The organism is Bacillus sp. SG-1 (genome assembly GCF_000181495.1).
Classification (GTDB): Bacteria; Bacillota; Bacilli; order Bacillales; family Bacillaceae_B; genus Rossellomorea.
The window spans coordinates 1-9,974 of sequence record NZ_ABCF01000085.1 but is presented as its reverse complement, the minus strand read 5'-3'; the positions used below and the strand labels follow the sequence as shown (position 1 = coordinate 9,974).

Genomic DNA, 9,974 nt, shown 5'->3' with positions numbered 1-9,974 from the left:
TGCAGATGTTTATTTGAAATTAGAATACATGAACCCTGGAAGCAGTGTTAAAGACAGAATTGCCCTGGCGATGATTGAAGCCGCAGAAGAATCCGGCAACCTAAAATCAGGAGACACCATCGTGGAGCCGACTAGCGGTAACACAGGTATTGGCCTGGCGATGGTTGCTGCTGCCAAAGGGTATAAAGCGGTGCTCGTCATGCCTGATACAATGAGTATGGAAAGAAGAAACCTTCTTCGTGCTTATGGGGCAGAATTGGTTCTTACACCTGGTTCTGAAGGCATGGGCGGAGCAATCCGTAAAGCAGAAGAGCTGGCGAAAGAAAAAGGATTCTTCATGCCTCAGCAGTTCAAAAATGAAGCAAACCCTGAAGTTCACCGCAGAACGACAGGGAAGGAAATCGTAGATCAAATGGACAGCCTGGATGCTTTCATTTCAGGTATCGGTACAGGAGGTACAATCACTGGAGCTGGCCAGGTGCTGAAAGAGAACTTCCCGAATGTGAAAATCTACGCGGTCGAACCAGCTGATTCCCCTGTATTATCAGGAGGCAGTCCAGGACCACATAAGATACAGGGAATAGGGGCAGGTTTCGTTCCGGACATTTTGAACACCAATGTGTACGATGAAGTTATCACGATTCAAAATGAGGAAGCATTTGATTATGCCCGCCGTGCCGCTAAAGAAGAAGGAATCCTTGGAGGAATCTCTTCAGGTGCTGCCATCAGTGCTGCGCTCAAAGTGGCTAAGGAGCTTGGCAAAGGGAAGAAAGTCTTAGCCGTCATTCCAAGTAACGGTGAAAGATATCTAAGCACGCCGCTATATCAATTTGAAAATTAATCATCAAGGATCAGGATTATTCCTGGTCCTTTTTTTAGGCTCTTTTCTTAAACTTTGTTGTTTTTAATATAAATCACAAAAAAACAAAGCCATAATCCAAGGAAATATCTTGGTAAGCCAAAGAGAAAAGAGCTGCCCTCCCTGATCAGGGAGAAAAAGCTTTGTATCCAGGGGGGGGGAATCCGGCACTAGGGATTTTTCTGAAAGCAACAATCTAAACGAAAACAGCTTTTTTATGAGTTTTATGACCTGTTTTTGAAAAAGACAGGTAATAACGGGAGAAAGCCCATCTGTTGTCCCGGTCGCCAAGATTCCTAATGATTTCGTATATGTTAATAGAATAGTAAAAGTTGCTAATAGGGCTCCGAAACTTATTAATAGAACCCTATTAATTGCTGATTTAGGCCTATGAATACTTTTAAAATGCGGAAACTACCAGTCGCTAACTGTGCATTTTGACTACGAAACAATAGAGTTATTCATGTATGATGGAGGAAGAGAAAAACTAGGAGAGTGAACCATCCGTGGAGAACAAACAACTTCATTACGAAAAGATACGATCCTCGAAAGTAGATTTTTTTCTTGCCTATGAAATTCTGACGGCGGAACTTGATCATCATATTCTTCTTGAAAGCGGCCGGGGCGGAAAATACAGTATTGCCGGGTTTAATCCGGTAACCATTATAGATGCAAAAGATAATAGAGTAGAAATCCGTGAAAAAGGTAAAATGGAGTCCGTGAATGGTGATCCACTGGATGTTTTATACAGCCTCCTTCAAAAGCGGTACAAGGAAAGGGATCCCTCACTGCCTGATTTTCAAGGTGGAGCAATGGGATTCATCAGCTATGATTACGCCAGGCAGATTGAAAAGCTGGGAACAAGTGCGCAGGATGACCTGAAGACACCGGACCTCTTTTACATGGTGTTTAATCAATGGGCGGTATATGACCATGAAACGGAAGCAGTCTGGCTGATGGCTGATGAGGAAGGTACCGATACCTTTGAGGCCTTTCTTAATGAATGGAAGAAAGCATTGGGGCAGCCGCTTCCTGAGGAAACAGGTATTGAAAGTCCACTAACTGTTGACCGGTCGGTTTCCATGGATGAAGCAGAGTTCATCTCGGCGGTTGAAAAAATTCAAAATTATATTAAGGAAGGGGATGTCTTTCAGGTCAATCTTTCTGTAAGACAATCTCAGAAATTAGCAGCTTCCCCTTATGCGATATACAAAAAACTTAGGGAGCTTAACCCTTCCCCATTTATGAGCTATGTTCACACACCTGATTTTCAGATTGCTTCAGGTTCCCCCGAACTTCTTGTGAAGAAGAAAGGGAAAGAGGTAAGTACAAGGCCGATTGCAGGCACCAGGTCCCGCGGAGAAAATGAAATCGAAGACCAGAGGCTCGCGGATGAATTGATCCATAATGAAAAGGAACGGGCAGAGCATGTCATGCTTGTGGATCTCGAGCGGAATGATCTCGGGCGGGTTTGTCAGTACGGAACAGTAGAAGTGAATGAATTTATGGTGATAGAGAAGTATTCACACGTGATGCATATCGTTTCTAACGTTAGAGGGACGATTGCTAATAATAAGAATGGCAAAGATCTAATACGGTCTGTTTTCCCGGGAGGCACCATAACAGGGGCACCAAAGGTAAGGACTATGGAGATTATTGAAGAGCTTGAGCCGGTGAGAAGGGGAATCTATACAGGGTCCATCGGCTGGATCGGCTTTAATGGTGATATGGAGCTGAACATCGTCATCCGGACGTTGTTTGCGAAAGAAGGACAGGCCTATATTCAGGCGGGAGCCGGCGTCGTCATTGATTCGAACCCCCGACATGAATACAAGGAATCCTTAAAAAAAGCAAAAGCAGTTTGGAAAGCAAAAGAACTGGCAGAGGGTGCACTCAAATGATATTAATGATTGATAACTTTGATTCTTTCACTTATAACATCGTTCAGTATCTAGGAGAGCTGGGCGAAGAGATTGTTGTTAAACGGAATAACGAAATCAACATTGCCGAAATTGAGCTGCTGGCCCCGGATTATCTAATGATATCTCCAGGGCCGTGCACCCCGAATGAAGCAGGAATCAGCCTCGAAGCAATTCAGTATTTTTCAGGGAAGATTCCGATATTTGGAGTCTGTCTTGGGCACCAGGCAATTGCCCAGGTATTTGGTGGAGAAGTGGTCAAAGCTGAAAAACTGATGCACGGCAAAACATCTTCCGTCACACATGACGGGAAGACAACTTTTGAAGGCCTGTCTAACCCGTTTCAAGCAGGACGTTACCATTCCTTGATTGTTAAAAAAGAAACACTGCCGGATTGTCTGGAGATCACAGCCGAAACAGATGCTGAAGAAATTATGGCCATTCGCCATAAACACCTTCCAATCGAGGGTGTTCAGTTCCATCCGGAATCCATTATTACTGAGGAAGGAAAACAGCTTCTTGCAAATTTCCTCAACACCTATAAAAAAACAGCAATGCCAGTTTAGGAGGACCACAATGTGTACTTGTTTTTAAACGGAAAAATCGTGCATAAAGGAAAAGCGGCAATTTCTCCTTTTGACCATGGCTTTTTATACGGCATGGGCCTTTTTGAAACGATGAGGACATACGGAGGTCACCCTTTTTTGCTGGACGATCACTTAAAACGGCTTCAAAGCGGCTTGGATACGTTGCATATTGAATTGGAGCTGAACACCTTGGATATTCCCGGCATGATTTCTTCCCTTTCAGAGAAGAATGGCTTGCCGGACTCTTATCTCCGGTTGAACATTTCTGCAGGTGAAGGAGAAATAGGCCTTCGGACAGCTCCTTACGAAAGGCCGAACATCATGCTGATCCAGAAAGAGCTGCCGCCATTGGTGCCGCTGAGAGAAAAGGAAGCGGTTTTACTGAAGTTGGCGAGAAATACTCCTGAAACCGCGGTGAGACTTAAATCTCATCACTACTTCAATAATATCGCGGCAAAAAGAGAAATTGGCGATGCCCCTGATAAAGAAGGATTGTTTTTAACGAAAGAGGGCTATATTGCGGAAGGCGTCACATCCAACATCTTTTGGGTGACAGATGGGACACTTTATACACCATCCTTGGAGACGGGGATATTGAATGGGGTTACAAGGGAGTATATCATTGAGGTATCCAAGAAGTTAGGGATTCCTAGCGAGACGGGTTTATATCAGCCTGAGGCCCTTCTTCATTCCAATGAAGCATTTTTTACAAACTCTGTTCAGGAAATTGTTCCTATTCATTCTTTTTCAGGACAAACCTACCCTGGCAAACAGGGAGAAATAACAAAAGCATTCTATAATCATTATCAGCATGATGCAAGAGTGTTATTTTCCAAAAACGAACTACACGGGAGCTGATTCACATGACTTCACTGATCAAAGCCGGACCTTATCAGCTTGACTATCAAAAAAGAACATTAGTAATGGGAATACTAAATGTCACACCTGATTCCTTTTCTGATGGTGGCAGATACAATGCGTTGGAACAAGCGGTTCAGCGTGCAAAGGAGATGGTCGCTGAGGGAGCTGACATTATTGATGTCGGCGGTGAATCAACCAGGCCCGGCCATGAACCGGTATCAGAAGAAGAGGAAATCCAAAGGGTCTGCCCTATCATTGAAGCGATCTCCAGAGAAGTGGATGTTGCCATTTCCATAGATACCTACAAATCAGGCACCGCTAGAAAAGCACTGGAAGCGGGTGCACATATCATCAATGATGTCTGGGGTGCCAAAAGGGATAAAAAGATTGCTGATGTGGCTGCGGAGTTCGGTGCACCAATCATCCTAATGCATAATCGTGAAAACATGGACTACAGTGATTTCATTAACGACGCACTGGAAGATGTAAAAGTAAGTGTGGAAATTGCCCTGGAAGCAGGGGTGCCGAGGGAGAACATCATCTTAGATCCAGGTATCGGTTTTGCCAAAGACCTTAAACTCAATCTTGAAATGATGAGAAACCTTGACCGCCTGGTGGACGTTGGCTTTCCGGTCCTGCTGGCCACTTCAAGAAAAAGGATGATTGGATCAGTCCTCGATCTCCCGGTTGAAGAGCGGATGGAGGGGACGGGTGCGACTGTCTGCTTCGGTATTCAAAAGGGGTGCCAGATGGTGCGCGTTCATGATGTGAAAGAAATGAAAAGGATGGCTGTGATGATGGACGCCATGCTCGGAAAGGGTGAATATCGTGGATAAAATCAAAGTGAATGAAATGGAGTTTTACGGCTATCATGGAGTATTCCCGGAGGAAACCAAGCTTGGACAGAGGTTTCGCATCAGTCTGTCACTTGAAATCGACCTTTCGGAAGCAGGTAGAAGCGATGATATCCAAGACTCTGTCAATTACGGTGATGTTTATTCTTTGTGCAAGGAAGTTGTGGAAGGAAAACCTTATAAACTGCTAGAGGCGCTGGCCGAAAAATTGGCTGAGCGGATTCTTCACGATTTTACGAAAGTTAAAAACTGTACGATAGAGGTTATCAAACCTGATCCGCCGATTCCTGGGCATTATCGTTCGGTATCAGTCGAAATCACCAGGGGGCGCTGACATGAAATCAATCGCATACCTTTCACTAGGGTCAAATGTGGGTGACAGGGAACAATATTTGAAAGATGCCGTCAAATTATTAAACGATCACCATGAAATTGAAGTGACAAGGGTTTCCTCCATCTATGAAACCGATCCGGTGGGATTTACAGAACAAGGTGAATTCTTGAACTTAGTGGTGGAAATCAGGACGTCTCTGCCTGCTGAAACCCTTCTCCGTCAGTGTCTTCAAGTTGAAAAGGATCTTGGAAGGGAGCGGGAATTCCGGTGGGGACCGCGAATAATCGACCTTGACATTTTACTCTATAATCATGAAAATATTGAAACAGAAGAACTAATGGTTCCTCATCCGCGGATGCATGAACGCAGCTTCGTGCTGGTGCCTCTGACGGAACTGTCCCAGACAATCAAACATCCCAAGTTCAATACCACTATGATGGCTCTTCTAGATGAAATACCTGATAAAGAAGGAGTTCGGTTATGGAAACAGATAAGTGGGGAAGACGTATACGTGCATTCAGAAAGCTGAAAGGCTTGACGCAGGAGGGACTGGCCAGGAAAATCGGCATCTCCGTTTCTGTTCTGGGGGAAATTGAGAGGGGCAGCCGTCTGCCTACAGAAGATTTTCTTGATAAGGTAGCGGAAATCCTGGTAGTCCCGCGCGGAGAACTTGAACCTTCTGACGATAATTAAAAATGAAAAACCAAGTGGTTCTTGCCCGGCGGCATGCAGCTGTAACTGGAGGACGGAGGCTTAAATGCACCCGGTCCTCTTTTTTGATTACAATCCAGGTGGTCGCAAAATTCCGCTGATAGAACAGGTTGCCCCTGAAGAAAATGGAGAATCCTCTTCACATAATGCTTTGTAAAGACGCCTATTTTTATATCGTTTTTTATAAAAACACAACCTTTTTCAATTTAAAAGACCTTTAGGGGTGTTCGAATTACATATATTGTGTAAAATAGTAGGGTATAAAATCATATAGCTAATTTAAACGGCTCTTCTCGTAGAAATTTGTTGAAAGTGAGTTACTAAGAAGAGATATTTCTGTGAATACGGCAACTTTCAAATACCATGGAAAAGGGCTCGCGACCATGCTGCATTCGTATTCGGTATTGCTTCGGTGCAACAATTAATTCGAAAACAGCTTTATTTAAAACTAGCAGATAGAACAGGAGTGAAAGTAATGAGTCACGAAGAAATCAATGACCAGCTGCGGGTGAGACGTGAAAAGATGGAAAACCTTCGTCAAAAAGGGTTAGATCCATTTGGTAAACGTTTCGATCGTTCACATACTTCACAAGAAATCAAAGAGCAATTTGATTCTTTCACAAAAGAGGAACTGGAAGAGAAAGAGGCTTCCATAACAATCGCAGGAAGAATCATGACGAAAAGAGGAAAAGGAAAAGCGGGCTTTGCCCATATCCAGGACCTCGCAGGCCCAAATCCAGATTTACGTGCGCAAAGATGCTGTCGGTGAAGATGAGTATGAAATCTTTAACACGGCTGACCTTGGGGATCTTATCGGTGTTACTGGAACGGTATTCAAAACAAAAGTAGGGGAACTTTCCATTAAAGCGAAGGAGTTCATCCTTCTGACAAAAGCGTTAAGACCCCTTCCTGAAAAATTCCACGGCTTAAAAGATGTTGAACAGCGTTATCGCCAAAGATATCTTGATTTGATCACGAGCCAGGAGAGTAAACAGACTTTCATCGCCCGAAGCAAAATCATCCAATCTATGAGAAGGTACCTGGACAACAACGGATACCTTGAAGTGGAAACACCGATGATGCATGCGATTGCCGGAGGAGCATCCGCACGGCCTTTCATCACTCATCATAATGCTCTTGATATGCAGCTATACATGCGTATCGCGATCGAACTTCACCTGAAAAGGCTGATTGTCGGCGGCTTGGAGAAAGTATATGAGATCGGAAGAGTGTTCCGTAATGAGGGTGTATCTACACGCCACAATCCGGAATTCACTATGATCGAGCTTTATGAAGCATATGCTGACTATCGTGACATCATGGCACTGACTGAAAACCTGATTGCTCATATTGCAAAAGAAGTATTCGGTTCTACTACTGTTCAGTACGGTGACTATGAAGTGAACCTTGAACCACAATGGGCACGTCTTCATATGGTAGATGCCGTTAAAGAGCATACGGGTGCAGACTTCTGGAAGGAAATGAGCGATGAGGAAGCTCACGCCCTTGCAAAAGAGCATGGTATCGAAGTGAAACCAACTATGCAATATGGTCATATCCTTAATGAATTCTTTGAGCAAAAGGTAGAGGACAAACTGATTCAGCCGACATTCATTTACGGCCACCCGGTAGAGATCTCTCCACTGGCGAAGAAGAATGACGAAGACGGACGTTTCACTGATCGATTTGAACTGTTTATCGTAGGACGTGAACATGCGAATGCCTTTACTGAGTTGAATGATCCTATCGATCAGAGAGAAAGGTTCGAATCTCAGTTGAAAGAAAGAGAAGAAGGAAACGATGAAGCTCATATGATGGATGATGACTTCATTGAAGCACTTGAATACGGAATGCCTCCAACAGGAGGACTTGGAATTGGTATCGACCGTCTGGTCATGCTACTGACCAATTCACCATCTATCCGTGACGTGCTGTTATTCCCATTAATGAGGCATCGCGATTAATATTTTCAGCTCTGGCTGCTTTCAGCCGGAGCTTTTTTTATATTTTATTAAAAAAAGTGTTGCATGGTCTCTAAATAGGTGGTATATTATTATCTGTTGCCGCGAAACACAGCGGAAAACAAAAAAACATTTTAAAAAAGTTGTTGACTCAGCTTTTGAAAGATGTTAAGATAATCAAGTCGCCAAAAACGAGCGACGAAATTTGAACCTTGAAAACTGAACAAAACAAGACAAAACGTCAACGTTAATCTAGTAAGAACCTGGTTCTTACAAAGTTGCTAACACTTTAATTAGCAGGCTGAAAACATAGTTTCAGCATCAATGAGCAAGTCAAACTTCTTTCGGAGAGTTTGATCCTGGCTCAGGACGAACGCTGGCGGCGTGCCTAATACATGCAAGTCGAGCGGACTGATGGGAGCTTGCTCCCTGGTGTCAGCGGCGGACGGGTGAGTAACACGTGGGTAACCTGCCTGTAAGACTGGGATAACTCCGGGAAACCGGGGCTAATACCGGATAGTTCTTTTCCTCGCATGAGGAAGAGTGGAAAGGTGGCTTTTAGCTACCACTTACAGATGGACCCGCGGCGCATTAGCTAGTTGGTGAGGTAACGGCTCACCAAGGCAACGATGCGTAGCCGACCTGAGAGGGTGATCGGCCACACTGGGACTGAGACACGGCCCAGACTCCTACGGGAGGCAGCAGTAGGGAATCTTCCGCAATGGACGAAAGTCTGACGGAGCAACGCCGCGTGAGTGATGAAGGTTTTCGGATCGTAAAGCTCTGTTGTTAGGGAAGAACAAGTGCCGTTCAAATAGGGCGGCACCTTGACGGTACCTAACCAGAAAGCCACGGCTAACTACGTGCCAGCAGCCGCGGTAATACGTAGGTGGCAAGCGTTGTCCGGAATTATTGGGCGTAAAGCGCGCGCAGGCGGTCTCTTAAGTCTGATGTGAAAGCCCACGGCTCAACCGTGGAGGGTCATTGGAAACTGGGGGACTTGAGTACAGAAGAGGAAAGTGGATTTCACGTGTAGCGGTGAATGCGTAGATATGTGGAGGACACCAGTGGCGAAGCGACTTTCTGGTCTGTAACTGACGCTGAGGCGCGAAAGCGTGGGGAGCAAACAGGATTAGATACCCTGGTAGTCCACGCTGTAAACGATGAGTGCTAAGTGTTAGAGGGTTTCCGCCCTTTAGTGCTGCAGCTAACGCATTAAGCACTCCGCCTGGGGAGTACGGTCGCAAGACTGAAACTCAAAGGAATTGACGGGGGCCCGCACAAGCGGTGGAGCATGTGGTTTAATTCGAAGCAACGCGAAGAACCTTACCAGGTCTTGACATCCTCTGACAACCCTAGAGATAGGGCTTTCCCCTTCGGGGGACAGAGTGACAGGTGGTGCATGGTTGTCGTCAGCTCGTGTCGTGAGATGTTGGGTTAAGTCCCGCAACGAGCGCAACCCTTGATCTTAGTTGCCAGCATTAGGTTGGGCACTCTAGGATGACTGCCGGTGACAAACCGGAGGAAGGTGGGGATGACGTCAAATCATCATGCCCCTTATGACCTGGGCTACACACGTGCTACAATGGACGGTACAAAGGGCAGCAAGACCGCGAGGTTTAGCAAATCCCATAAAACCGTTCTCAGTTCGGATTGCAGGCTGCAACTCGCCTGCATGAAGCTGGAATCGCTAGTAATCGCGGATCAGCATGCCGCGGTGAATACGTTCCCGGGCCTTGTACACACCGCCCGTCACACCACGAGAGTTTGTAACACCCGAAGTCGGTGAGGTAACCTTTTGGAGCCAGCCGCCTAAGGTGGGACAGATGATTGGGGTGAAGTCGTAACAAGGTAGCCGTATCGGAAGGTGCGGCTGGATCACCTCCTT

Annotated in this window: 8 protein-coding genes, 1 rRNA gene and 1 pseudogene; all 10 read left to right on the top strand. The window is 45.5% G+C overall.

Annotation, left to right across the window (positions count from 1 at the left end):
- A partial coding sequence (cysK, locus tag BSG1_RS17485) for a cysteine synthase A (RefSeq protein ID WP_006838524.1) occupies positions 1-841 on the top strand: 841 nt, incomplete at its 5' end.
- 524 nt (positions 842-1,365) lie between these two features.
- Complete coding sequence (gene pabB, locus BSG1_RS17480; protein WP_006838522.1) at positions 1,366-2,760, top strand: aminodeoxychorismate synthase, component I; 1,395 nt, start codon at positions 1,366-1,368, stop codon at positions 2,758-2,760.
- Entirely contained in the window at positions 2,757-3,344 is a 588-nt protein-coding gene (pabA, locus tag BSG1_RS17475) for an aminodeoxychorismate/anthranilate synthase component II (protein ID WP_006838521.1), read from the top strand. Before pabB ends, pabA begins: the two co-directional genes overlap by 4 nt.
- Positions 3,345-3,356: 12 nt before the next feature.
- Positions 3,357-4,223, top strand: coding sequence for an aminodeoxychorismate lyase (gene pabC, locus BSG1_RS17470; RefSeq protein WP_044023107.1), 867 nt, complete (start codon positions 3,357-3,359; stop codon positions 4,221-4,223).
- Between the two features lie 5 nt (positions 4,224-4,228).
- Positions 4,229-5,062 (top strand): dihydropteroate synthase, encoded by an 834-nt coding sequence (folP, locus tag BSG1_RS17465; protein WP_006838519.1) that lies wholly within the window; start codon positions 4,229-4,231, stop codon positions 5,060-5,062.
- Entirely contained in the window at positions 5,055-5,414 is a 360-nt protein-coding gene (gene folB, locus BSG1_RS17460) for a dihydroneopterin aldolase (RefSeq protein ID WP_044023106.1), read from the top strand. The genes folP and folB overlap by 8 nt, the downstream gene beginning before the upstream one ends.
- 1 nt (position 5,415) lies before the next feature.
- Entirely contained in the window at positions 5,416-5,943 is a 528-nt protein-coding gene (gene folK / locus BSG1_RS17455) for a 2-amino-4-hydroxy-6-hydroxymethyldihydropteridine diphosphokinase (RefSeq protein ID WP_006838517.1), read from the top strand.
- The gene (locus BSG1_RS17450) at positions 5,895-6,107 is read left to right on the top strand and encodes a helix-turn-helix domain-containing protein (RefSeq protein WP_044023105.1); all 213 of its coding nucleotides are present in this window, start codon (positions 5,895-5,897) and stop codon (positions 6,105-6,107) included. The genes folK and BSG1_RS17450 overlap by 49 nt, the downstream gene beginning before the upstream one ends.
- A 484-nt stretch (positions 6,108-6,591) precedes the next feature.
- Positions 6,592-8,089 (top strand): annotated as a pseudogene (gene lysS, locus BSG1_RS17445) (lysine--tRNA ligase).
- A gap of 338 nt (positions 8,090-8,427) precedes the next feature.
- Positions 8,428-9,974, top strand: a 16S ribosomal RNA gene (locus tag BSG1_RS17440).